The sequence below is a fragment of the Arthrobacter sp. 10T419 genome (assembly GCF_056394105.1).
Map to the genome: position 1 here is coordinate 134,102 of NZ_JBFTHF010000002.1, position 23,243 is coordinate 157,344.

Sequence of the window (23,243 nt, forward strand, 5' to 3'; positions counted from 1 at the left end):
GGCTGACGCTTATCTGGATACAGCTGCGCCTTTCACTAATGCTGGCGCGACCACCCCGTCTGCGTTGATGTAGGCTCGTTGGGTCAGATTTCGCGGTGGAAGGAAGAGCTGGTGAGCGGAAGGCTACGGCGCCTTGATGAGTCGAAGTACTCCGTAACTTCATTCGAGAGTCTGGCCGACTTCGTGGGTGCGGAAGAGCTTCCCGGCGGATGTCTTACCTTTGAAGTGAATGGCCTTCCGGTTGACATCTTGAACCGGCCTGCCCCGGGGGCAGCTTCAACCATATTCGTGTTCCACCCAGCTGTCACTGAAGCGGTAGACACGCTGCCTTTCTTCAGCGGGCAAACGGTAACGAAGGGCGCGCCGGCGAACCGTGTCTGGATTCAGGACCCCACACTTTACGTTGACGACAGGTTGAATTTGTCCTGGTTTGCCGGCAACCACAAGATGGACGTTCAGGCGGTTCTGACGGACGTCGTCCGCAAGCTTCTCGCCGTCCACGGTAGCAAACACGCCATCTTTTTCGGCGCTTCCGGTGGCGGGTTCGCGGCCATGTATTTTTCCCGCCACTTTCCGGGATCGCTCGCTATTGCCATCAATCCTCAAACGAATATCCGATTCTATGGCGAGAAATCTGTAAAAGACTACCTGGAGTTCGGGCTTGGTGCGAAGCCAGGCTCGGACCCGCGCACGCTGTCGAATTACAGAATTGTTACCGACCTGACCCGCGAGTACAAAAAAGAATTTCCCAATACGGTCGCATATGTGCAGAATGCTAGCGATAGCTCGCATATAGGGCGGCATTTGAAGAGGTTCGTTCGCGACGTTTCGAACCATTCCCGCCTAATGCTGTATATAGGCGATTGGGGTCAAGGGCACGTCGCCCCCGACAAAGAGTTCCTTCAGGCCCTTATCGTCACCGCAGTGAATAGCTTCGGTGATTGGACGAAATTGAAAGCCTTAGGTTTTCATACCTCGCCGAACCTCCAGCACGTCGACGATCGGATCACGCAAGCAAAGACCGGTCTTCGACCCCAAACTTCGGCCGGTGAGGCGTCGTCCCGCCCACGGACCTTGCCACGAGCTCGCGTGGGTTCGATACTGAGGCGAGTATCGGGCGTGCTTCGGGGAAAACGAAGTTAGGGAAGCTCAGGGCCAGAACCAGGAGGCAACCCGCTAAGCCCTGGTGCTCCATTACGTTGCTGCGAGCTCCCGCGGTTCAAACTCGGGAATGCGGTGTCCGAGTCCGAGCATGGCTTCGATCGCAGCGACCGTTCGTTCTGCGGCCATGCCGTCCCCGTATGGATTTACAGCATTGGCCATGGAGTCGTAGTGCTCTTGGTCGTGGAGCAGTCTGTCGACCTCGCGAACAATTCGTCCTTCATCGGTGCCGATGAGAGTTACGGTACCCGCATCGACGGCCTCGGGGCGTTCGGTGTTGTCCCGCATAACGAGGACAGGTTTGCCCAGGCTGGGAGCTTCTTCCTGCACTCCGCCGGAATCCGTCAGAACAATGTGGGCGAGAGAAAGCAAGCGAGTGAATTCACCGTAGGCAAGGGGTTCGGTCACTATGACATTCGCTTTGCCTTCGAGTGCTGGGAGCACCGCCTCGCGTACCACCGGATTCTTGTGGGCGGGCAGGACAATCACAAGGTTCGGTTCGGCCTCGGCAATTCGGGCTAGGGCCCGCCCCACCCCCTGCATTGCGCCGCCTTGGTTCTCACGCCTGTGCGTAGTGACGAGGAGGATAGTTTTGCCGCTGTCGGCCAGTTCTTCGAGCTGCGGATCCGTGAATGGGACCTTCTTGCCCACTGTCGTGAGGAGGGCATCTATGACGGAGTTGCCGGTAATAACTATGTCCGCTGCATCGATACCCTCGGCAATAAGGTTGGACTTGCTCACGCTCGTCGGGGCGAGGTGAAGGCTGGCGATCTGACTTGTCATCTTACGGTTGGCTTCCTCCGGGAACGGAGAGAAGAGGTCGCCACTGCGAAGTCCAGCTTCAACGTGCACGACGGGAATTCCGTGGTAAAAGGCAGCAATTGCGCCGGCAGTGGACGTGGTCGTGTCCCCCTGCACAATGACCGCGTCGGGCTTGTCGGCGGCGAAAAGCTTGTCGAGACCGTCGACGGTCCGGGTCATGATGGCAGAGAGCGATTGGCGCTGCTGGAGGATATTTAGATCATGATCGGGGGCGATCCCGAAGAGGTCGTTGACTTGATCCAGCATTTCCCGGTGCTGACCGGTTACCGTGACCACACAGTCGAGGCGCTCTGATTGCTGCAAGGCTAAAACGATAGGGGCCATTTTGATGGCTTCAGGGCGGGTGCCGAAGATTGGCATGATAGTGGGCACAGTGGTTCCCCCAAGGATATATAGACCGCGGACCAGTGAATACTACGGGACAAGCAGCCGTACGAGTGAATCGACTTAGGGGTCCGCTTCCACGGCCATCACACCAAAGGACCAAGGTACCGTGACTAGCCGCCTGCTCGGCGGATAGTCCAATCTACGGTCGTGTGATTAGGGGCGGTGGCCCATTCAAAGCAGGTGCTGTCTCGATTCGAGAAGCGTGGGTAGCTGGCGCCGAGACGCTGGCGTCAGCTCGCGAAAATAAGCACGACAACCAGAAGAGGGATGCTCAAAGAGACCGTAATAACGACCAGCAATGCGACCATGCGCTTACGGCCGTGAACGGATTCGCGAGAACTGGGCCCCTTGGCGGTGCGCTCGGACGTCGAAGGCGCCGCTCGCGTCAGAGCGAACGGCACCGCATCCGGAACCAGCAGCGGGTCGGGTACGTCCTCGCGAAAGCGCCGGCGGCGGAGGTGCCTGGGCGCGGCAACCAGCGGCGGAGTCTGCTCGGCGTCACGCTCCAACGTCAATTTTCCTCGCTCCGTCTGTCAGGCTCCGACGGACGGCGTCCATAGGGCATCCCCCAATTCTTACATCACTGAGCGGCGGGGGAGCATTCCGGCCGGAGCGACACATCCAGCAGTCCGCCGGTTTCGATAACAAAGCGCCGCAACCACTGTCCGGGCGAGAAGTCCGGATGCGAGGCAACCATCTGCACGTCCGCCGTCGTGCACTGCTCCATCAGGCGGCCCGCCCTGGCGAGGTGGTAGCTGGATGTCACCACCGTGATGGACTTCCAGCTGTTGAGGGACACGAGCTTGCCGATGGCCTCAGCCTCGCCGCGCGTGTCGTAGTCGCCGGGGCGGAAACAGATGAGGTCCGGATTGGGGAATTGTGCCGTGTTGCACAGCTCGTCGGCCGCTTTGTTGCCGGGGGTGTCCGTGTGGGAAAGCACCAGCACGGGGATGCCGACGTCCCGCTGGAACTTCTGTGCCGCCGGCAGCCGCTCTGCACTGGCTCCGCCGAGGACGATGACGGCGTCGGTGCGGTGGACACTGAGCGGATCAACATTGACGAAGAGCTGGACCGAGATGATCAGCCACAGAATGACCGCCCCAATAGTGAAGCCAAGGGCCTGCACCAGAGCGGGCGGCACGCTGGGCATCGGTCGAGGCATGCCTATGAGTTTGGCATGGGGCTTTGCAACCACGAAACAGGCACGCGACCGCCGCGTGGCCCGCGGGTTTCAGCCGTCCCGCCGCCGTTGTCACCCTTGCGCGGTAGCGTAGGGCTGTGCCTGAAACGCTGCAGCCCGTGCCCCAAAAACCGGAGTCCCTGACCGTGGGTGAACTCTCCGAGTCCGAACTCCTTGCCCGGATCTTTCCGCGGCTCCACGGCGGGGACAGCAGTGCCCTCCTGCTGGGGCCGGGCGACGACGCCGCGATCGTGGCGGCGCCGGACGGCCGCACGGTGGTGAGCATCGACACGCAGGTGGTGGACCAGGATTTCCGGTTGGAATGGAACAACGGCTACCGGACCACCGGCTATGACGTCGGCTGGAAGGCCGCGGCCCAGAACCTCAGCGACATCAACGCCATGGGCGCCCGGGCCACCTCGATGGTGGTCAGCCTGACCATGCCCCCGGACACCCTTGTGTCCTGGGTGGAGGACTTCGCCGACGGGATGAGCTCCGGGATTCGCGAGCTGGGCGCACCGGACTGCGCCGTGGCGGGCGGGGACCTCGGCCGCGGACGCGAACTCGCCGTCAGCGTAGCCATCCTCGGCACGCTGGACGGCCAGGCCCCGGTACTGCGCTCCGGCGCCCGTCCAGGGGACACCCTGGCGCTCGCAGGCACCGCCGGATACGCTGCGGCCGGCCTGGCGCTGCTGGAATCCGGTACCCCCGTGGACGCCCTGAACTCGGAACAGCGCATCCTGATGGACACCCAGTGCCGCCCCCGGCCGCCGCTCGCGGCAGGGCCGCTGGCCCGGGAAGCCGGCGCCACCGCCCTGATGGATATTTCCGACGGCCTGGTCCGGGACGGCGCGCGGATGGCCGCGGCCAGCCACGCCGTGCTGGACTTGGACCCAGTGGCCCTCAAGGAGCTCGGCGTGCCGCTGCAGCCGGCCGCCTCCCTGCTGGGCGCGGAGCCGATGGACTGGGTCCTTGGCGGTGGCGAGGACCACGGCCTGCTCGCAGCCTTCCCGGCCGGCGTTCAGCTGCCTCACGGTTTCACTGCGATAGGCTCGGTAGAGGCCTCTGCACCAACGGACAGCACAGGCGTCACCATAGCGGGCAGGCCCGCTGACACTGTGGGATGGGATCACTTTGCAGACTAAGATTGCCGCCAACGCGCAAGCGATGAAGCGGTGGTTGGGCAAGGCGGAAACAACGCTTGGAAACCACAGCGACCGCCTGAACGCCATCAACATCTTTCCGGTAGCCGACGGCGACACCGGCACCAACCTCTACCTCACGGTCCGCGCCGCCGCCCGGGCGCTACAGAATGTCGCCACCGACACCGCCGCCCTGCCGCAGCTGGACGCAGACGCGGCGCTGCACGTGGTGGGCCCGCCCAACCCGGCCCAGAACGACGTCGGGGCCGTCCTGGCCAAAGCCGGCCAGGCCGCCATGGAGCAGGCGCGCGGCAACTCCGGCACGCTCTTCGCCGTCTTCCTGTGCGCCGCCGCGGAACCGCTGGCCGGGCACCCCCGGCTCAGTTCACCCCTGCTCGCCACCGCCCTGAACCGGGCCCAGATCCGGGCCTGGTCCGCGCTGAGCGACCCGGTGCCCGGCACCATGCTCTCCGTCATGGAAGCGGCAGCCCGCGCCGCTGCCGCCGTCGACGCCGAGCACGACGGAGACGACAGCAACCACACCCTGGGCCTGGCGCTCGACGCCGCCGTCGAGGCCGCCCTGGCCGCCGTGGTGCACACCGAGGACCAGCTCGAGGCCCTGCATACCGCCCACGTGGTGGACGCCGGCGGTGTCGGGATGCTCCTGATCCTGGACTGCCTTCGCTCCGCCGTGCTCGGCGAGGAGCTGCAGGACCAGCTGCTCGACGGGCTGCACGGCTATGACGTCCAGGCCCCGCACATCCACGTGGACATGCCGCGGGACGACGGCGTGGAAGTTATGTGCACCATCACGCTCTCGCCGCTGGACGCGGCCACCATGCGGCAGCGGCTCGACGAGATGGGCGAGTCCGTGATCATGAGCCAGGTGGGCGGCGAAGCCAACGAAGAAGGCGCCTACCGGTGGCGGGTCCACGTCCACGTGCCCGACCCCGCGCCCGCCGTCGCCCTGATCCGCTCGCTCGGCGAACCCTCGGACATCAACGTCAGTGAGCTGGCCCTGCCGCGTAACCCGGATGACCTTCCCTTGGAAGCAGTTCCCGACGCAGGCCCCCGCACCACGGACCTCGACGGACATGAACGCTGAACTTGAACTGGGCCTCGAACGCCGGATCGGTAAACGGTCCGCGGCCGGCATCGAAAAGCACCTCGGCATCACCACCGTCGGCGGCCTGCTGAACTACTTCCCGCGCCGCTACCTGAGCCGCGGCGAGCTGACCCCGATCAGCGAGGTCCCGCTGGACGAGGAGGTGACCCTGATTGCGCGGGTTATCTCCAACAGCACCCGGTCCATGCGCGCCCGCCGGGGTTCGCTGACCGACGTCGTGATTACCGACGACGCCGGTTCCCCGGCTACCGGCCTTCCCGGCACCCTCAAGGTGAGCTTCTTCAACGGCTTCCGGGCCAAGGCCGAGCTCCAGCCGGGCCGGCGCGCCATGTTCTCCGGCAAGGTCACCCGCTACGGCGGATCGCTCGGCCTGACCAACCCCGACTTCCTGCTCCTCGACGAGGATCCGGACACGCCCGGGATGGACCCGGAAAAGCTCGCCGCGATGCCCATCCCCGTGTACCCGGCCACCGCCAAGCTGACCAGCTGGTCCATTCAGAAGGTCATCTCCACACTGCTGGACACGCTCGAGCTGGACAGCCTGGAGGACCCGCTTCCCGACGAGATCGCGTCCCGGGAGAAGTTCCTGCCCGTCGCGGACGCCTACCGGCTGATCCATGCCCCGCAGACCCCCGCGGACTGGCAGCGTGCCCGGGACCGTTTCCGCTACCAGGAAGCGCTGGTGTTGCAGTCTGCACTGGCCCGGCGCCGCGCCCAGCTCGCAGCGGAGGAGGCAACGGCGCGCCGTCCCGCCGCCGACGGCCTGCTGGCGGCGTTCGACCGGCAACTGCCCTTCACCCTGACTGCCGGCCAGGCCGCCGTCGGCAAGACCCTCTCCGAGGAGCTGGCCCTGGACTCGCCGATGAACCGGCTGCTGCAGGGCGAGGTGGGCTCGGGCAAGACGATCGTGGCCCTGCGCGCCATGCTGCAGGTGGTCGACGCCGGGGGGCAGGCCGCGCTGCTGGCCCCCACCGAGGTGCTCGCGGCGCAGCACTTCGACTCCATCCGGCGCACCCTCGGACCGCTCTCCCGGGACGGGCTGCTGGGCGGCCTGGGTCCGGATTCCGTCCAGGTCACCCTGCTGACCGGCTCCATGCCCACCGCAGCCCGGAAACAAGCCATGCTGGACGCCGCTTCCGGGACCGCCGGGATCGTGATCGGCACCCACGCCCTGCTCAGTGAGAACGTCTCCTTCTACGACCTCGGACTGATCGTGGTGGACGAACAGCACCGCTTCGGCGTCGAACAGCGCGACGCGCTCCGGTCCAAGGCCAGCAAGCCGCCCCACCTGCTGGTCATGACCGCCACCCCCATCCCGCGCACCGTGGCGATGACGGTGTTCGGCGACCTGGAGACCTCGGTGCTGGACGAACTGCCGGCAGGCCGCGCCCCGATCTCCACCCACGTGGTGGGCCTTGCCGAGCACCCGGCCTGGGCCACCCGGATCTGGTCCCGCGCGCGCGAAGAGATCGACGCCGGCCACCAGGTCTACGTCGTCTGCCCCAAGATCGGCACCGACGACGACGGCGACTTCACCCCGGGCGAGGCCGAACCCACCGACGCCGACCTGGCGGAGACCGGCGCCCGGGAGCTCGCCTCGGTGACCGGCGTCATCGAACAGCTGCGGGACGAACAGTCACTGGCCGGCGTGCCCGTGGCGCCCCTGCACGGCCGGCAGGACCCCGTGCTGAAGTCGGAGACCATGGCCTCGTTCACGGCCAACCAGACCAAGCTGCTGGTCTCCACCACGGTGATCGAAGTTGGCGTGGACGTGCACAACGCCACGCTCATGGTGATCCTGGATGCCGACCGGTTCGGCATTTCGCAGCTGCACCAGCTGCGCGGCCGGGTGGGCCGCGGCGGGCTGCCGGGAACCTGCCTGCTGGTCACCACCCTGGAACCGGGGCATCCCAGCCGGCGCCGGCTGGATGCCGTGGCGGCGACCACCGACGGCTTCGAACTCTCGCAGGAGGACCTGAAGCTCCGCCGCGAAGGCGACATCCTGGGCGCCTCCCAGTCCGGCGGCCGCTCGACGTTGAAGCTGCTGCGGGTGCTGGAACACGAGGACGTGATCGCCCGGGCCCGGCAGGACGCCCAGGCGATCGTGGGCGCTGACCCGGACCTGGCCCGCCACGCCGGCCTCGCCGCGGCCATTGACGACTACCTCAACCCTGAAAAGGAGGCGTTCCTTGAACGCGGCTAGAACATCAGGCACGGCTAAACCATGAGCCGGATCATCGCCGGAGCCGCCGGCGGCACGCCGCTGGTGAGCGTCCCCGGATCCCTGACCCGCCCCACCACGGACCGGGTGAAGGAGGCCCTCTTCTCCCGGCTGGACGCCTTCGAGGTCATCGCGGACGCGCGGGTGCTGGACCTCTACGCGGGTTCCGGTTCACTCGGCGTGGAAAGCGCCAGCCGCGGCGCCCTCACCGTGGACCTGGTGGAATTCGACGGCAAGGCCAGCGAGGTCTGCCAGCGCAACGCGGACCTGGTCAACACCGTGGCGCGGCGCAAGGTCGTTGCCGTGCACCGCTCCAAAGTGGAATCGTTCCTGGACCGGGCCGCCGAGGGGACCCGCTGGGACCTGGTGTTCCTGGACCCGCCCTACCCGCTGGACGAGGTCGCACTGGCCGCCGTCCTGGCCAAGCTGCTGCCGCACCTGGCCGAGGGCGCCGTCGTCGTGGTGGAACGCTCCGCCCGCACCCCGGAACCGACCTGGCCGGACGGCCTGGAGCGGTTCGCGGAGAAGAAGTACGGCGAAACCCGGCTCTGGTTCGCCGAGCCCGGCGTGGAGCCTGCGGAGGCGGGGGCCGCGGACGCGAGGGAGTAGCCCCGCGGACGAGGGCGACGGCGGAACCTTCCGCCGTCGTCCTCGTCCGGTGTGGCGAGTGCCGCTATTTCAGGATCGTGCCCGAGACATCCGGCGTCGAGGGCACAATTCCGTACTTGGCCATCAGCTCGCCCAGTTTGCCGAGGGTGGGTTCATCGAGCTTGCCGTTGAATTCCTCCAGCCGCAGCTTCTTGGCCACGGCCTCCGGCATCTTCATGAACGCAGGCAGTAGTGCCCGGACCTTGTCCGGGTTGCTCTGCGCCAGGGCCAGGGTCTCCGTCATGGCCGCCTTGAAGTCGGCAACCACCTGCGGATTCTGCTGGGCATAGCCGCCGCTGGTGAAGGTGACCATGGTGGGAAGACCCGGCAGTGCCGCCTGGTTGTTGTACGTCACCAGCTTGTTGCCTTCCGCCAGCAGCTTGGAGAGGAACGGTTCGGGAACCCAGACGGCGTCGGCGTTCCCCTTGGCGAGCTGGGCACCCATGTCCTGGAAGGGCAGTTCGAGGAACTGGACCGCGTTCGGGTCGCCGCCCTGCTTGGACACGACCTCCTTGATGGTCAGGTCTCCCTGCGCATTGAGGGTGTTGACTGCGACCTTCTTGCCGACCAGGTCCTTGGCCGAGGTGATGCCCGAGCCCGCCTTGGCGACGACGCCATTGATGTCATCCCCGGTGGGGAGCGAGTTTGAGTACCCGGAGACGATCTTCATGTCCAGGCCCTTGTTCTTGGCCAGGAGCACGGACAGCGGGTTTCCCACGGAGAAGTTCATGGTTCCGGTGGAGACGGCGGGGAGCATTGCCGCCCCGCCCTGCCCGCTCTGCAACTCGACCTTGAGCTTGTGCTTGGCAAAGATCCCCTCGTCGATGCCCAGCTGCACAGCGGCAGACGGCGCAATCGAGATCACACCCACACTGATGTTGCGGACACCATCGCCACCGGCGGCCGAGGAGTTCGAGGCCGACCCGGACGGCGACCCGGCGCCGCAACCGGTGAGCAGCAACGCCGCGGCAACTCCGACGGCGGCAAATGTGAGTCTCTTCATAACAGTCCACTTCCTTGGGGTGAGTTATTAGGCGGTCGGGACACTTGCCGGGCAGACCACCCGGCGGCCGGCCCCAAAGCTACATAAATGACAACCCATATAATTGACAAAGTCAATGATAATTTCCTCAACTATTTTCCAGGGTGAGGGCCGGCGGCGGTATCGTTGACGCTGTCAAGCGTTCCGAGGCGCCAACCAGAAGCTGCGAGGATCTGTGGCCGAATCAACCCAGCACGGCGAGGATTTGTTTGAAGGCGCCGCGATTCCGGCCGTCCCCGACCGCTTTCTCGCCAGCGATCTGGTGGACGAAATTGAATTCCTGGCAGCGCGGGCGCGAGCCCTGGGCAGCGCGCACGCAAATGCCATGCTCGCCTCGCTGGATCTGAAGGTGCGGTCCTACTCGGTCCTGGCGATGGCCTGCAGCGACACCGAGCCGTCGCAGCGCGAGCTCGCCGATTTCCTGCGCTTGGACCCGAGCCAGATTGTCTCCCTGGTTGACGCCCTGGAACAGCGTGGGCTCGTGTTCCGCGCGCCCGACCCACGCGACCGGCGGTCCAAGGTCATCCGCGCGACGGCAGCCGGCGCGGAGCTGCATCAACGTGCGGCGGCGGCCGTCCGGGTGGCTGAAGATGCGTCCCTGGCATCGCTCGACGGTCCGGAACGGGATCAGCTTCGGGTCCTGCTGCGGAAGATCGCGTTCAGCTGAGTTCCGTACCGCTGCCCCGGGCCGTGGACTAGTCCGAGAGGACGTCCAGCTCGACGCCGGAGAGCACCTTGGCCGGGTGCGGGCCGCGGGCCGTCAGCGCCGCGGTCCAGACCTCGGGCCACGGTCCCTGGGTGCCGGTCAGGATGATATTCCCAGGGTGCCGGCCGGCGAACATGCCGGTCTCTGCGAACGCGGACACATCGGCCATCGCCCGGCGCAGCGCCGCGACTTGGCTGCGGACCAGTGTCAGGCCCGGCTCGTCGCCGACATTGACGATCAGTACGCCCCGCGGGGTCAGCCTGGCGGCCGCTTCCCGGTAGAACCCGGTGCAGGCGATGTGTTCGGGTGCCTCCGGGCCGGAGAAGATGTCCAGGATCACGACGTCGAAGCGCAGTTCCGCGGGCAGCGTCGCCAGGGATTCGCGGGCGTCGCCGATGACGGTGTGCAGTTCGGTCCCGTCGGGCATCGGCAGCTGCTGCAGCACGAAGTCCAGCAATTCCCGCTCCAGCTCCACGGCGTACTGCACGGAACCCGGACGGGTCGCCTGGATATAGCGCGCCAGCGTCAGCGCCCCGGCGCCCAGATGGAGGGCGGTGATGGGTTCGCCCCACGGCGCCGCGAGGTCCACCACGTGGCCGATCCGGCGCAGGTACTCGTAGAAAATGTCGCCGGGGTCGGCCAGGTTGACGTGGGACTGTTCGGCCCCGCCGATGCTCAGCACGAACCCGCCCTCGGTGAATTCGTCTGCCTCGATCACAGCGTGCTGGCTGGTGGTCCGCAGGAACCGCGTGGCCGCAGGGCTGCCCTCTGTGCTCACAGCCTGTCCCGGAGCGTGGAGAGCCGCTCGGCCGCTTCCTCCAGCACATAGGTCTTCTTGCAGAACGCGAAGCGGAGCAGGCTCCGGGTCCGCTCGGCTCCCTCGGCGTGGCAGAAGACCGGGACCGGGATGGCGGCAACGCCCACCAGTTCCGGCAGTCGGCGGGCGAGGTCCACCGAATCGGAGATCCCCAGCGGGGCGGTGTCCACGTTCACGAAATAGGTGCCCTGCGGGGTGAAGACCTCCAGCCCCGCCGCACGCAGACCTTCGCTGAGAATGTCCCGCTTGAGCCGCAGGGTGTCGGCGATGCCGGCGTAGAACTCATCCGGCAGGCCCAGCCCCACCGCAATGGCGCTCTGGAACGGGGTGCCGGAACTGTAGCTCAGGAACTGCTTGACCGTCCGGGCCGCGGCAACAAGGTTTTCCGGGCCGCTGAGCCAGCCGATCTTCCAGCCGGTGAAGGAGAACGTCTTTCCGGCGGACGAAATGGTCAGGGTGCGGTCGGCCGCGCCGGGCAGCGTGGCGATCGGCAGGTGCGCGACGTCGAAGGTGAGGTGCTCGTAGACCTCGTCGGTGATGATGACGGCGTCGTGCTTGATGGCGAGCTCGACGACCCGTTCCAGCACTTCGCGCGGGAAGACCGCGCCGGTGGGGTTGTGCGGGTTGTTGACCAGCACCACCTTGGTGCGGTCGCTGAAGGCCGCGGCCAGGGCATCGAGGTCGGGCATGAAATCGGGAGCCAGCAGCGGGGCGGTGACGTGCGTGGCGCCGGAGAGCCCGATGATGGCGCCGTAGGAGTCATAGAACGGTTCAAAGGTGAGGACCTCGTCGCCGGGCCCGACCAGGGCAAGGAGGGCTGCGGCGATGGCTTCCGTGGCGCCGGTGGTGACGATGATTTCCGTCTGCGGATCCGGGGTCAGCCCATAGAACCGTTCTTGGTGCAGGGAGATGGCCTCGCGCAGCTCAAGGATGCCCTTGCCGGGGGCGTACTGGTTGGCACCCGCGGCGATCGCGGCCTGGGCCGCGTCCTTGATCTCCGCCGGGCCGTCCTCATCCGGGAAACCCTGGCCGAGGTTGATGGCACCGGTCCTGAGCGCCAGCGTGGTCATTTCCTCGAAGATGGTGACGCCCAGGTCCCCTCCGGGGGAGAGCAGGTTGGCGCCTGTCGCCGCACGCTGCCAGGGGGCCAGCGGCTGCGCGCTCACCGGGTTCCCGCCTGGCTGGGGTTTTCACCGGCACCGTCGCCGGCGCCGTTGGAGGCACTGGCCGTGCGGCCGGTGAACTTGTCCATGGTGGTGTAAATGCCGAAGATCTTCCCGCCGACGAAGTCCCAGGCCCGGACCGGCAGCACCCCGCGCAGCACCTTGCCGAGCTGCGCCGTCGCCGGGGCGATCAGCTGCGGCTGGCCGGCCACGGTGGCGCGCCAGGCGCGGTTGACGGCGTCGTCCGGGGTCATCAGCGGGGTGAAGAGCGGGCCCCGGGCGCCGGCGAACATGCCGGTGGAGATGTAGCTGGGGCAGAACGTGGTCACCTTGAGGTGGCCGTAGCCCTGCTGTTCGAGCTCCAGCCGCAGCGAGTCGCTCCAGCCGATGACCGCCCACTTGGAGGCGGCATAGACGCTCATCCGCGGGTTGGACACGGTGCCCGCGGCGGAGGCGATATTCAGGATCCGGCGCGGCCGGCCGGCGTCGGCCATCATGGCCGGGAGGAAGGCGTGGGTGACATACATCGGGGCGAGGGCATTGATGTCCATGGTCAGGGCGATGTCGCGGGCCGGTTCGTGGTCCCAGAACAGGGCGCCTCGCACGATCCCGGCGTTGTTGACCAACAGCGTCAGCGGGCCTTCGGACTGCGTCTCCGCGGCGGCCTCCGCGATCGCCTCCCGGCTGGCCAGGTCAACCCGGCGGACGACGGCGCGCGCGCCAAGCGCCGTGACCTCGGCGGCGGTGCTGGCCAGTCCGTCGGCGTCGACGTCCCAGAGAATGACGACGCCGGCCCCCTCCCGGGCGGCGCGAAGGGCGTAGAGCCGCCCCATGCCCATGGCGGCTCCGGTCACGAGGACGACCCCGCCGGCAACGGTGAACGGTTCAGGCGTGGGCTCGGCGGTGGAACTCTTAGATGCTGACATTCCGCCATGCTATCCCGGCCCGCAAGGCCCATGCGGTAGGTTCGGAGCATGAGACGCGCCGTATGCCCTGGCTCCTTTGACCCTATTCACAACGGCCACCTGGAAGTCATAGCCCGGGCGGCCAGCCTCTTCGACGAGGTCATCGTGGCCGTATCCACCAACTACGCCAAGAAATACCGTTTCGGGCTCGAGGAGCGGCTCGACATGGCCCGGGAAACCCTGGCCTCGCTGCGCGGGATCGTGGTGGAACCCGTGGGGGAGGGGCTGCTCGCCGAGTACTGCCGGCAGCGGGGAGCCAATGCGATCGTGAAGGGCCTGCGCTCCTCCTCGGACTTCGACTACGAGCTGCCGATGGCCACCATGAACCGGCAGCTGACCGGCGTGGAGACCGTGTTCATTCCGGCCGAGGGCCACTACCTGCACCTGTCCTCCACGCTGATCAAGGAAGTCTTCACCCTCGGCGGCGACGTCGCGGACTTCGTGCCGAAGTCCGTGCTGAAACGGCTGAGGTCCGGCGAGCCGGTCCAGGATCCGCCCCGCAGAGGGTAAGCTTGATCGGTACTCGGCGGCCTGCTGCCGGTTGCGCGGCCCTGACCGGGCCTCGTGTGCGGAGCTGTTCCGCGCGCTGCCGCCCGGTTTGAGTCCGTCCGGAAGATCAGGCTAAGATGGTACGTCGGTCATATGTTCAACAGGAGTTCTCATTAAGCGAGATGCTAGTTCGCCCCTGGCGTTCGACGTCAAGGACCTCGGACGCAGTCCGGGAAGCATGCGGACACTGACGGAACATGTACCCGCACCAAGTGACCTTGGTGTGGCGCTCATTGGTGTGCAGGAAGGCTCGGACGTCGAGTTGGATCTGCGCTTGGAGGCCGTACACGAAGGAATTCTGGTATCGGGCACCGCAAACGTCGAAGTAACCGGCGAATGCGGTCGATGCCTGGATCCCCTTGCGTATGACCTTGAGGTCAATGTGCAAGAACTTTTCTTCTACGGGGATGCTGAATTCCCGGACGAAGAAGACGAACAAGAGCAACGTCGAGTCGAGCACGATCTGATCGATCTTGAGCCGGTGTTGCGGGACGCAGTTGTCACTATGCTGCCGTTCCAGCCGGTGTGCCGGGAAGACTGCCAGGGCCTTTGCTCCGAATGCGGAGTTCGCCTGGAAGACGAGCCGGGGCACCACCACGAGGTCGTAGATCCTCGCTGGGCTGCCCTAGCTGATCTGGCTAAGCCTGACCGGCAAAACTGATTTGTAAGTGTTGGACTAGAGAGAAATGAGTTAGCCGTGGCTGTCCCGAAGCGGAAAATGTCTCGCTCGAATACCCGCGCCCGCCGCTCCCAGTGGAAGGCAACTGCCCCCCACCTGGTGAAGACCGTGGAAAACGGACAGGTTGTTTACAGCCTGCCGCACCAGGCAAAGGTCGTTACCGACTCGGCTGGCACCGCGCTGTTCCTTGAGTACAAGGGCCGCAAGGTCGCAGACGTCTAATCCGCCAACAGGCTGACTAAGATGTCTTCAACTGAAGAGCTTCTGAAGCGTCTCGGTGTCTCTATTGACGCCGGGACGCTTCGTCTTGCTCTGACACACCGTTCCTACGCCTACGAAAACGGCGGGATCCCCACCAACGAACGGCTTGAGTTCCTCGGCGACTCCATCCTGGGCTTCTCCGTCACAGATGCGCTGTACCGCGACAACCCCGAGCTGCCCGAAGGTGACCTGGCCAAGCGCCGTTCCGCCGTCGTCAGCACCCGGGCGCTGGCCGGCATCGGCCGCAGCATCGGGCTGGGGGAGTACATCTACCTCGGCCAGGGCGAGAAGCTCACCGAGGGCAAGAACAAGGCCTCCATCCTGGCGGACACCATGGAGGCGCTGATCGGCGCCACCTACCTGTCCAACGACCTGGAGACCGCGCGCCAGCTCGTCATGCGGCTGGTCGGCCCGCTGCTCCAGGACGCTGCCGCGCTGGGCGCCGGCACGGACTGGAAGACCAGCATCCAGGAGCTCGCGGCCAGCCGGCAGCTCGGCACGATCAACTATGCCGTGGAGGGCTCCGGCCCGGACCATGCGCGGTCCTTCGACGCCGTGCTGCGGATCGGTGGCAACGACTACGGCACCGGCTCGGGAAATTCCAAGAAGGAAGCCGAACAGGAAGCAGCCGCTGACGCCTGGCGCCGGCTCTCCGCGCCCGCCCGGACCGCGGACGCCGCTCAGGCCGAGGCCTCGGACGCGCCGGCCGAGGCACCGGCCGACGCCGCGCCGTTCAAGACCCAGACCGGCAGCTAGGCGCCACCCTTGCCTGAACTGCCCGAGGTCGAGGTGGTCCGGCGCGGCCTGGTGAACTGGGTGCGCGGCCGGACCATCACTTCCGTGGAGGTGCTGGATCCGCGCTCCATCCGCCGGCACGCGCTTGGCGTCGAGGACTTTGCCGGAAACCTTGAAGGTGCCCGGGTACTCGACGTCGTCCGTCGCGGAAAGTTCCTGTGGCTGCCGCTGGCGGACACCCCCGCGGGTGCCGGCAGTGCGGCCCCGGGCAGCGAAGGCGCGGCTGCAGGGCCTGCCCCCGCCGTCGCGCTGATGGCCCACCTGGGCATGTCCGGGCAGCTCCTGATGCAGGACGCCGCCGTCGCGGACGAGAAGCACCTGAAGATCCGGCTGAGGCTCAGTCCCGCAGCAGGCATGCCCGAACAGCTGCGCTTCGTGGACCAGCGCATCTTCGGCGGGCTGTTCCTCACCGCCCTGATCCCCACGCCCGACGGCGGTCCCGGCGGCCTCGCGGAGACGCCATTGCCGCTGATCGCCGAGGAAGCCTCGCACATTGCCCGGGACCCGCTGGACCCGCACTTTTCCTTCGACGTCTTCTACCGGCGGATCCGGGCACGCAAGACCGGCCTCAAGCGGGCGCTCCTGGACCAGGCGCTGGTTTCCGGGATCGGCAACATCTACGCGGACGAGGCGCTCTGGCTGGCCAAACTGCACTACGCCCGGCCCACAGATACCCTCCGCCGGTCCGAGGCGCTGCGGGTGCTCGACGCGGCCCGGCAGGTCATGACGGACGCCCTCGCCGCCGGCGGAACCAGCTTCGATTCGCTCTACGTCAACGTCAACGGCGCCTCCGGCTACTTCGAGCGGTCCCTGAACGCGTACGGCCGCGAGGGCCAGGAATGCCGGCGCTGCGCGGAGGCGGGCATCGTGAGCCTGATGAAGCGCGAACAGTTCATGAACCGCTCCTCCTACACCTGCCCGGTCTGCCAGCCGCGGCCGCGGAACGGACGCTGGTAACCCTGAAGGCAGCGTAAATCCGCTGAATTCGTTGTGGTGCCAGTAGATTTAGGGCAGGAAACACCCCCGCGTCCGCCATACAGGAGACCCGAAACACCTTGCATCTCAAAAGCCTGACCGTCCGCGGATTCAAGTCGTTCGCCTCCGCGACGACGTTCGAATTCGAACCCGGCGTCACCGCCGTGGTCGGACCCAACGGCTCGGGCAAGTCCAACGTGGTCGACGCACTGTCCTGGGTGATGGGCGAACAAGGGGCCAAGACGCTCCGCGGCGGCAAGATGGAAGACGTCATTTTCGCCGGAACCTCCGGCCGGCCGCCGCTGGGCCGCGCCCACGTCTCGCTGACCATCGACAACAGCGACGGCGCGCTGCCGATCGACTACAGCGAAGTCACGATCTCCCGCACGCTGTTCCGCACCGGCGGCTCGGAATATGCCATCAACGGCGCAAGCTGCCGGCTGCTGGACATCCAGGAACTGCTATCCGACTCCGGCCTGGGCCGTGAGATGCACGTCATCGTCGGGCAGGGGCAGCTGGACAAGGTCCTGCACGCCACCCCGGAGGACCGCCGCGGCTTCATCGAGGAGGCCGCCGGCATCCTCAAGCACCGCCGCCGCAAGGAAAAGACGGTCCGCAAACTCGAAGCCATGCAGGCCAACCTCGCCCGGCTCAGCGACCTCACCGGGGAAATCCGGCGCCAGCTCACCCCGCTGGGCAAGCAGGCCGAGGTGGCCCGCCGCGCCCAGACCGTCCAGTTCGAGGTCCGCGATGCCCGCTCCCGGCTCCTGGCCGACGACCTGGTCCAGCTGCAGTCGGTGCTGGCCCAGGACGTCGCGGATGAGAGCGCGCTGAAGGCCCGCCGCGGCGTCGTCGAACGGGAACTCGAAAGCGGCCGCCAGCGCCAGGCCGGCTTGGAGCAGCTCGCCGCAGAGGCCACGCCAAAGCTCAACGCCGCCCGGGACAACTGGTACCAGCTCTCCTCCGGACGCGAACGGCTGCGCTCCCTCGGATCGCTCGCCGAGGAACGCCGCCGCTTGCTCGGGACCTCCGATGCGGCCCCGGACACCGGCCGCGACCCCGAGCAACTCGACAAGCAGGCAGCCCGGGTCCGCGCGGAACAGGCCGGGCTGGAAGAGCAGATTGTCGAGCAGCGAACCGCCCTCGACGCCGCCACCGCCGCCAAGCAGGACGCCGAAAGCGCAGCCGCGGCGGAGGACAAACGCCTCGCCACCCTGCTCCGGGCCGCCGCCGACCGCCGCGAGGGCCTTGCCCGGCTCGCCGGCCAGGTGGGTGCCGCGAGGTCCCGGGTCGAATCCGCCCAGGCCGAACTCGGCCGGCTGAGGGAATCGCAGAAGTCCGGTGAGGAACGGCGCCGCCTCGCCCAAAGCGAGTTCACCGCCCTCGAATCCCAGGTGGCCGGCGTCGAGGACGGCGAGGAAACCCTCGACGCCGAATATGAAGCCGCAAGCGATGCCCTCGACGCCGTCGTAGCCGAAATCGACGCCCTCAAGGGCGCCGAACGCGAAGGCGAGCGGGAACGCGACGCCCTCGTGGCCCGCCGGGACGCCCTGCAGCTTGGCCTGAACCGCAAGGACGGCTCCGAACATGTGGTTGCCGCGGGGCTGCCCGGCGTGCTGGGTCCGCTCGCGGGCATGCTGAGCGTGGAGACCGGCTACGAGGCCGCCATCGCCGCCGCGCTGGGCAGCTGCTCCGACGCCGTCGTTGTCCGCGACGCCGCCGCGGCCGCCGCGGCCGTGCAGCTGCTGAAGGACGACGACGCCGGCCGCGCCGCACTGCTGCTCGCCGACGGATCCGGGACAGCCGCGAAAGCCCCGGAGGGAGAATTGCCCGCGGAGGCCCGCTGGGCCGCAGGACTCGTCAGCCCGGCCGGCGACAAGAACGGCGGCACCGGCCTGCCGCTGGGGCAGTTGCTCGAAGGCACCGCTGTCGTCGAGGACCTCGACGCCGCGGCCCGGCTCATAGCCGCCCGGCCGGAACTGACTGCGGTGACCCGCACCGGGGACGTGTTCACTGCACTGAGCGTCAGCGGCGGCTCCGCCACGGCGCCGTCGCTGCTGGAAGTCCAGGCCGCCGTCGACGACGCCGCCGCCCGGCTCGCCGGCGTGGCGGCCGGGCTGGAACGCAACCGCTTCGCCCTGGCCGCCGCCGAATCCCGCCGCGCCGCCGCCCAGGACCGCGCCGACGCCGCCCTTGAAAAGCTGCACGACTCGGACGCCCGGCTGGCCGCCGTGGCCGAACGGCTGGGCCACCTGAACTCGGTGCTGCGCAGCGCCGTCGGGGAAAGCGAACGCCTCGCCGCGTCGCTGGCCCGGGCGGAGGCGAACATCCAGGCGGAGCAGGAGTCGCTGGAAGCTGTCGCCGCCCGGCTGGCCGCGGCCCAGGAGGCACCCACCGACGACGAGCCCTCGCCGGAACACCGCGATGCCCTCGCCCTCGCGGCGTCCGCGGCCCGCGCGGCTGAAATGGAGGCCCGCCTCACGCTGCGCAGCGCGGAGGAGCAACTGACCGCCCTCCGCAACCGGGCCGCGTCGCTGGAACGGGCCGCCGCCACCGAACGCCGCGCCCGCGAGGAGGCCGCCGAACGGGCCCGCCGCCGCCGGCTCCAGGCCGGCCGCGCCGCAGCCGTGGCCGCAGCCGTCGGGCGAGTGATCGGCTTCATCGACGTGTCGGTGGAACTGGCCCGCCGCGAACGCGACCGCGCCGAGGAGCGCCGCGAGCATATGGAGCGTGAACTGTCCGCGGTCCGCGCCGGCAACGACGCCCTCGCCCGTGAACTGGCTGAGCTGACCGACTCTGTGCACCGGGACGAACTGGCCCGCGCGCAGCAGCGCCTGCGGATCGAAGCCCTTGAGCTGCGCAGCGTCGAGGAACTCGGACTGACCGCGGACCAGCTGGTCGCCGACTTCGGCCCCGACCAGCCCGTACCGCTGCCGGCCGGCGAGTCGGCGGACAAGTGGGCGGCCCTCCGCGCCCCCGTGGACGAGGACGGACACGAGATCGTCGACGGCAAACCCTTCGTCCGCGAGGAGCAGGAAAAGCGGCTCCGCAAGGCCGAACGCGACCTCTCCGCCCTGGGCCGGGTCAACCCGCTCGCGCTGGAGGAGTTCGCGGCCCTCGAGGAGCGCCACCAGTTCCTGAGCACGCAGCTGGAGGACCTCAAGTCCAGCCGCAAGGACCTGCTGGACATCATCAAGGAAGTCGACGAACGCGTGCAGAAGGTCTTCGCCGAGGCCTTCGAGGACACCGCGGCGCAGTTCGTCCGCGTCTTCGCCCGGCTATTCCCGGGCGGCGAAGGCCGGCTGGTGCTGACCGACCCCTCGGACATGCTCACCACCGGCATCGAGGTGGAGGCGCGCCCCGCCGGCAAGAAGATCAAGCGGCTTTCCCTGCTGTCCGGCGGTGAACGGTCGCTGACGGCGGTGGCCCTGCTGGTGGCGATCTTCAAGGCCCGGCCCTCGCCGTTCTACGTCATGGACGAGGTGGAGGCCGCCCTGGACGACACCAACCTGGGCCGCCTGATCACCATCTTCGAGGAACTGCGCGAGTCCAGCCAGCTGATTGTCATCACGCACCAGAAACGCACCATGGAGGTCGCGGACGCACTCTACGGCGTCACGATGCGCGGCGACGGCGTCTCCACCGTGATCAGCCAGCGGCTGGGGGCCGAGGTCTGAGGTCCGGGCGCCTGAAGGCCTGCTCCGGACGGAGCCGGGGCTGCAACCGGGGCGTTTGGGGTTTGTGAGAAGCTAGGGGAGTGAACGACATCCTCCCCATCATCCTGCCCATCCTCGTTGCCCTGGTGGTCCTCGGTGCGCTGATTCCGGTGCTCATGAAGACCCGGAAGAACATCACCAACTACCCGTCGCAGCGCGACGCGAACGACCCCGTGCAGGGTACCGGCGGCGGCACGCTGCTGGAGGACCGTCCCGCTCCGCCCCGCGGGGCCACGGCGCCGGACGCCGTCGACCTCGAAGGCCTCGAAACCGTCGAGGTGCCGGACAACGTCGCGGGCCTCGAGACCGTTCCGGTCGAGACCCCGCTGCCGGTGGCAGGCCGCCTGACCCGACTGCGCGAACGCCTGGTCAAGTCCAACAACATCCTCGGCAAGGGCCTGCTCGCCCTGCTCTCCGCGGACAAAATCGACGAAAACGTCTGGGACGAGGTCGAGGAGACCCTGCTGCTGGCGGACCTCGGTACGGAACCGACGATGCAGCTCGTGGACGCCCTCCGCGAACGTGTCAAGGTGCTCGGTACCCGTTCGCCCGAGCAGGTCAAGGCCCTGCTGCGCGAGGAACTCATCAAGCTCGTGGACCCCACGATGGACCGCAGCCTGAACGTCGAGCGGCACGCGGATAAGCCCGCCGTGATGATGGTGGTCGGCGTCAACGGCGTGGGTAAGACCACCACGGTCGGCAAGCTCGCCCGCGTGCTTGTTGCCGAGGACAAGGACGTGCTGCTTGGTGCCGCCGACACCTTCCGTGCCGCCGCGGCTGAGCAGCTCGCCACCTGGGGCCAGCGCGTCGGCGTCCCCACGGTCAAGTCCGACATCGACGGCGCGGACCCGGCGTCCGTCGCCTACGAGGCGGTCAAAGCCGGCATCGACCAGGAAGTCGACGTCGTCATGATCGACACCGCGGGCCGGCTGCAGAACAAGGTCGGCCTGATGGACGAGCTCGGCAAGGTCAAGCGCGTGATCGAAAAGCTCGCCGAGGTGGACGAGGTGCTCCTGGTCCTGGACGCGACCACCGGCCAGAACGGACTGAACCAGGCCCGCGTCTTCGCCGAGGTCGTGAACATCACCGGCATCGTGCTGACCAAGCTGGACGGCACCGCCAAGGGCGGCATCGTCGTCGCGATCCAGAAGTCGCTCGGGGTGCCGGTCAAACTGATCGGCCTCGGCGAGGGCGCGGACGACCTGGCGCCCTTCGACGCCGAAAGCTTCGTGGACGCGCTGCTGAACTAGCAACTCAGCAGTCCAACTAGCTCGCACTTGTTGTCGTTTTCAGCGCTCAAAACGACAACTCGTGCGAGCTAGTTTGGGTTAATCCGTAGCGTCCGGTCAGTAGCTGAAGTTCAGCACCGTGACGGTGCCGGCCGTCAGCTTTAACTTCTGCGTAGCCGAGCCGTAGGCGAAGCCCGGCACCGTCAGACGCTTGGCGGCCGGGACCGGCGAATCCTTGGCCCCGTCGATCACCGTGCTGTCCTGCGCGTTCAAGCGGGGCCCGCTGAGCTGTGTCATGGTTCCGCGTCGGGCACGGCCGGGCAGCTTCAGCGAAACTTCGGTCTGGCCGTACTTCGCGGGGTCGTTTTCGTTGACGATGACCACAGTGGTGCTTCCGTCCGCGTTGCGCAGTGCATAACTGTTGGTCAAGCCTCCGCCCTTGCTCTCGAGTTGCAGGAACTTCCCTGGCGCCAGGTCAGCGACCATCGCCATCCCGAAGTAGTTCGCTCGAGGGACCATCTGGCCGTTGGGCTTGAGGTAGGGCCCGCCGCTGCACAATACGGACATGGGAGGCCCACCCTTGCAGGTCGACAGGGAACTGTGGAAGCCCAGCCGGGTGACGCCCAGGCGGGCGGCATTGAGCGCGTAGTCCGCGGCCCACAGCGCCGCCGCATGCGTCTTGGTGGTCTGGTTGGACCCTGGGCAGGCTGACATGCCGGTCTCCGCGAGCCAGGTCTCTACTCGGGCGGCTTTGGCCACCTTAAGGGCACTCTCCTGGTAAGTTGCGGCGCGCTGGCGGTTGAGCCGTCCCAGAAGGTTGGAGATTGTGGGGAAGTCCGGAGACTTCGTGTCCTTGCAGCTGGAGAGCCGGTAGTTGTGGAAAGACAGGACTTTCTTCTGCGGCAGCTTGGCGTCGACAAAGGGCTTCCACCATTTCTGGTCGTAGACGCCGGGCCCTGAAATGGTGACGCCGGGGGCGACCGCATGTATGGCTTTTGCATAGGCTTTGAGCTGAGCGACGTACTCCTCGACGCCGTAGCTGGCCGGCCGCAGTTTCGTGGCGGCAAACCCGTTCGGTTCGTTCCCGACGGTAAAGCTCAGCAGCCGCGGGCCGAAGATCCGGGACGCGTTCTTGATCATGTCCGCTGCCCGCCGGGGGTTGTAGTGTCCCAGGTCCACCGTGAGGCTGATCCTGGCATTGGTCGCATTCAGGAGAGCCGCCACCCGCTGCAGGTCGGCCGGCGTGACTACCTTGGCCGGGTGGGCTTTGTCTCCTTTGTAGTTCTTTGGCAGTGCTTCGCCTGAGGACGTCCAGAAGAATCGACGGTCAACGGAGTTACCCCCAAACCGCAGGACGGTGCCGTCCGAGCCTTTGAGGAGCTTCACCATCGAGGCATTCTCCGCGCCCAAAGCGGGATCCGCGAGGTCGGTCGCTTCCAGGGAAATTCCGACGGTGCCCTTGTTCAGGCTCGTTCCGACCGGCACGTCCGTTACCGCCAGCGTCAGCGGAGCCACTTTCATCAAGGGGGAGCCCGGCGGGGGCGGGATCTGCTTATAGAAGGTGGCGTCTGCGCTCTTGTCCTTCTGGGCAGGCTGCCTAGGGCTGTCCCGGGGCGTGGGTTCGGCCTTTTCCGACGTCGCATTGGGTTCCGATGTCGC

Annotated in this window: 21 protein-coding genes; 13 read left to right on the forward strand and 8 right to left on the reverse strand. The window is 67.2% G+C overall.

Annotation, left to right across the window (positions count from 1 at the left end; genetic code table 11):
• Window positions 1-111: 111 nt before the first annotated feature.
• Window positions 112-1,143, forward strand: coding sequence for a hypothetical protein (locus AC1DBD_RS04220; protein ID WP_476916863.1), 1,032 nt, complete (start codon window positions 112-114; stop codon window positions 1,141-1,143).
• Window positions 1,144-1,194: 51 nt separating this feature from the next.
• Here AC1DBD_RS04220 and wecB read toward each other — a convergent pair whose 3' ends face one another.
• The 3 genes from wecB to AC1DBD_RS04235 all read right to left on the reverse strand — a co-directional run bounded on the left by wecB (window position 1,195) and on the right by AC1DBD_RS04235 (window position 3,532).
• Complete coding sequence (gene wecB, locus AC1DBD_RS04225; protein WP_476916862.1) at window positions 1,195-2,343, reverse strand: non-hydrolyzing UDP-N-acetylglucosamine 2-epimerase; 1,149 nt, start codon at window positions 2,341-2,343, stop codon at window positions 1,195-1,197.
• A 257-nt stretch (window positions 2,344-2,600) separates the two neighbouring features.
• Window positions 2,601-2,885 carry a hypothetical protein gene (locus AC1DBD_RS04230; protein ID WP_476981492.1) on the reverse strand — a complete coding sequence of 95 codons (285 nt, stop codon included), beginning with the start codon at window positions 2,883-2,885 and terminating at the stop codon, window positions 2,601-2,603.
• 65 nt (window positions 2,886-2,950) lie between these two features.
• On the reverse strand, window positions 2,951-3,532 hold the full coding sequence (locus tag AC1DBD_RS04235) for a YdcF family protein (RefSeq protein WP_476916860.1): 582 nt from the start codon (window positions 3,530-3,532) through the stop codon (window positions 2,951-2,953).
• A gap of 116 nt (window positions 3,533-3,648) precedes the next feature.
• Here AC1DBD_RS04235 and thiL point away from each other — a divergent pair, with 116 nt between their 5' ends.
• From thiL to rsmD, 4 genes are read left to right on the forward strand one after another with little or no spacing between them, the layout of a single operon-like run.
• Window positions 3,649-4,695: a thiamine-phosphate kinase gene (thiL, locus tag AC1DBD_RS04240; protein WP_476916859.1), complete on the forward strand. Its 1,047-nt coding sequence runs from the start codon at window positions 3,649-3,651 to the stop codon at window positions 4,693-4,695.
• Window positions 4,696-4,717: 22 nt separating this feature from the next.
• On the forward strand, window positions 4,718-5,797 hold the full coding sequence (locus AC1DBD_RS04245) for a DAK2 domain-containing protein (protein WP_476981647.1): 1,080 nt from the start codon (window positions 4,718-4,720) through the stop codon (window positions 5,795-5,797).
• Window positions 5,787-8,021: an ATP-dependent DNA helicase RecG gene (locus tag AC1DBD_RS04250; RefSeq protein ID WP_476981493.1), complete on the forward strand. Its 2,235-nt coding sequence runs from the start codon at window positions 5,787-5,789 to the stop codon at window positions 8,019-8,021. Before AC1DBD_RS04245 ends, AC1DBD_RS04250 begins: the two co-directional genes overlap by 11 nt.
• Before the next feature lie 21 nt (window positions 8,022-8,042).
• Window positions 8,043-8,648 (forward strand): 16S rRNA (guanine(966)-N(2))-methyltransferase RsmD, encoded by a 606-nt coding sequence (gene rsmD, locus AC1DBD_RS04255; protein ID WP_476916857.1) that lies wholly within the window; start codon window positions 8,043-8,045, stop codon window positions 8,646-8,648.
• Window positions 8,649-8,712: 64 nt separating this feature from the next.
• Here the strand turns inward: rsmD and AC1DBD_RS04260 are convergent, their stop codons facing one another.
• Window positions 8,713-9,690 carry an ABC transporter substrate-binding protein gene (locus AC1DBD_RS04260; protein WP_441417491.1) on the reverse strand — a complete coding sequence of 326 codons (978 nt, stop codon included), beginning with the start codon at window positions 9,688-9,690 and terminating at the stop codon, window positions 8,713-8,715.
• Window positions 9,691-9,904: 214 nt separating this feature from the next.
• On the opposite strand from AC1DBD_RS04260, the gene AC1DBD_RS04265 reads away from it, so the two are divergent.
• Window positions 9,905-10,396 carry a MarR family winged helix-turn-helix transcriptional regulator gene (locus AC1DBD_RS04265; RefSeq protein WP_476908665.1) on the forward strand — a complete coding sequence of 164 codons (492 nt, stop codon included), beginning with the start codon at window positions 9,905-9,907 and terminating at the stop codon, window positions 10,394-10,396.
• Window positions 10,397-10,424: 28 nt separating this feature from the next.
• On the opposite strand, the gene AC1DBD_RS04270 is transcribed toward AC1DBD_RS04265, so the two are convergent.
• From AC1DBD_RS04270 to AC1DBD_RS04280, 3 genes are read right to left on the reverse strand one after another with little or no spacing between them, the layout of a single operon-like run.
• Window positions 10,425-11,213 (reverse strand): spermidine synthase, encoded by a 789-nt coding sequence (locus AC1DBD_RS04270; protein ID WP_476892335.1) that lies wholly within the window; start codon window positions 11,211-11,213, stop codon window positions 10,425-10,427.
• Window positions 11,210-12,418 carry an aminotransferase class I/II-fold pyridoxal phosphate-dependent enzyme gene (locus tag AC1DBD_RS04275; RefSeq protein ID WP_476981494.1) on the reverse strand — a complete coding sequence of 403 codons (1,209 nt, stop codon included), beginning with the start codon at window positions 12,416-12,418 and terminating at the stop codon, window positions 11,210-11,212. The genes AC1DBD_RS04270 and AC1DBD_RS04275 overlap by 4 nt, the downstream gene beginning before the upstream one ends.
• A complete protein-coding gene (locus tag AC1DBD_RS04280) occupies window positions 12,415-13,341 on the reverse strand; it encodes an SDR family NAD(P)-dependent oxidoreductase (protein ID WP_476908668.1) in 927 nt (308 codons plus the stop codon). Before AC1DBD_RS04280 ends, AC1DBD_RS04275 begins: the two co-directional genes overlap by 4 nt.
• Before the next feature lie 48 nt (window positions 13,342-13,389).
• Between AC1DBD_RS04280 and coaD the strand changes: the two genes are divergently transcribed.
• From coaD to ftsY, 7 genes are all read left to right on the forward strand, one after another.
• On the forward strand, window positions 13,390-13,890 hold the full coding sequence (gene coaD / locus AC1DBD_RS04285; RefSeq protein WP_441417496.1) for a pantetheine-phosphate adenylyltransferase: 501 nt from the start codon (window positions 13,390-13,392) through the stop codon (window positions 13,888-13,890).
• 175 nt (window positions 13,891-14,065) lie between these two features.
• On the forward strand, window positions 14,066-14,590 hold the full coding sequence (locus AC1DBD_RS04290) for a YceD family protein (protein WP_146337283.1): 525 nt from the start codon (window positions 14,066-14,068) through the stop codon (window positions 14,588-14,590).
• A 36-nt stretch (window positions 14,591-14,626) separates the two neighbouring features.
• Window positions 14,627-14,830, forward strand: a complete 204-nt coding sequence (gene rpmF, locus AC1DBD_RS04295) for a 50S ribosomal protein L32 (protein ID WP_056738282.1) — start codon at window positions 14,627-14,629, stop codon at window positions 14,828-14,830.
• A gap of 21 nt (window positions 14,831-14,851) precedes the next feature.
• Entirely contained in the window at window positions 14,852-15,625 is a 774-nt protein-coding gene (rnc, locus tag AC1DBD_RS04300; protein WP_476981495.1) for a ribonuclease III, read from the forward strand.
• Between the two features lie 9 nt (window positions 15,626-15,634).
• Window positions 15,635-16,621, forward strand: a complete 987-nt coding sequence (gene mutM, locus AC1DBD_RS04305) for a bifunctional DNA-formamidopyrimidine glycosylase/DNA-(apurinic or apyrimidinic site) lyase (protein ID WP_476908669.1) — start codon at window positions 15,635-15,637, stop codon at window positions 16,619-16,621.
• Window positions 16,622-16,719: 98 nt separating this feature from the next.
• Window positions 16,720-20,316: a chromosome segregation protein SMC gene (smc, locus tag AC1DBD_RS04310; RefSeq protein WP_476981496.1), complete on the forward strand. Its 3,597-nt coding sequence runs from the start codon at window positions 16,720-16,722 to the stop codon at window positions 20,314-20,316.
• Between the two features lie 80 nt (window positions 20,317-20,396).
• Entirely contained in the window at window positions 20,397-21,605 is a 1,209-nt protein-coding gene (gene ftsY / locus AC1DBD_RS04315; RefSeq protein ID WP_441417500.1) for a signal recognition particle-docking protein FtsY, read from the forward strand.
• 96 nt (window positions 21,606-21,701) lie between these two features.
• Here the strand turns inward: ftsY and AC1DBD_RS04320 are convergent, their stop codons facing one another.
• Window positions 21,702-23,105 carry a hypothetical protein gene (locus AC1DBD_RS04320; RefSeq protein WP_476981497.1) on the reverse strand — a complete coding sequence of 468 codons (1,404 nt, stop codon included), beginning with the start codon at window positions 23,103-23,105 and terminating at the stop codon, window positions 21,702-21,704.
• Between the last annotated feature and the right edge of the window lie 138 nt (window positions 23,106-23,243).